This is a genomic window from Rhizobium sp. SRI_017 (assembly GCF_057586295.1).
On record NZ_JBYCZP010000070.1, the window covers coordinates 1 to 1052 of the forward strand.

At 62.5% G+C, this 1052-nt stretch carries 1 protein-coding gene; it reads left to right on the forward strand.

Features of this window, described 5'->3' with window-relative positions:
* Positions 1-1052, forward strand: a 1052-nt coding sequence (locus AC2YI2_RS35035) for a methyl-accepting chemotaxis protein (RefSeq protein ID WP_487391128.1), incomplete at both ends; no start/stop codon positions are given.

Sequence of the window (1052 nt, forward strand, 5' to 3'; positions counted from 1 at the left end):
GGCTATGGCATCCGTAGCCTGTCCGGCATTAATGACACGATGGAAGCGACGCTGAAAGGACCCGTCACTCGTCTCGAGCTCGCCCAGCGTGTCAATATCGCGCAGCTCGAAGGCGTCCGGTGGCAGAAAGTCATTATCGGTGCCCATACGCCGGCGGAGATCCAGTCTGCGCAACAGAAAGGCGACGCTGCTCGCGTCGAGTTCAAAGAAGCGCTCGAAAGCGCGCTGCGCATTGCGAGCGAGAAGGGCCGTCCTCTGTGGCTGAAGATCCAAGAACTGTCGGCGAAGGCCGACGCCATCGATGACCGCATCCGGGCATTCATGCAGTCCGGCGCCGTTGATCAGGCCACCAAATTGTCGGTCACCGAAGCGCGCTCGGTAACCAACGAGCTCGATGCCGTCATCGGGGAGGTCGTCAGCCTCCAAAAGAAGTTTGTCGAAGAGGCCAATCTTGAGGCAAGTGCCTCCTATGCCTCCACCAGCACGATCATGATCGGCGTCGCCGCCGGCGCGGTTCTGATTGGCCTCATCGCGGCCTTCTGGATCTCGATGACCATCAGCCGCGGTCTGCAGCGTGCAACGAATGCGGTCCGCCAAGTCGCCGAGGGCGATCTGACCCGCACGGCCGAGATCACCACGCGCGACGAAATCGGTGACATGCTTGGCCATGTCAATGCGATGATTGAACGTCTGCGTGACGTCGTCGCCGGCGCCCTCTCCGCTTCGGACAACGTCTCCTCCGGCAGCCAGGAACTGTCGGCCAGCTCCGAAACACTGTCGCAAGGCGCGACGGAACAAGCGTCGGCTGCCGAAGAGGCATCCGCTGCGATGGAAGAGATGGCTGCGAACATCAAGCAGAATGCTGACAATGCGGCCCAGACCGAGAAGATCGCCCGCCAGTCGGCCAAGGATGCCGAAGCCTCGGGCGAGGCCGTTGTCCGTGCCGTAGGTGCTATGCGCACCATCGCTGGCAAGATCTCCGTCGTCCAGGAAATCGCCCGCCAGACCGATCTGCTCGCGCTCAACGCCGCGGTGGAAGCCGCCCGTGCCGG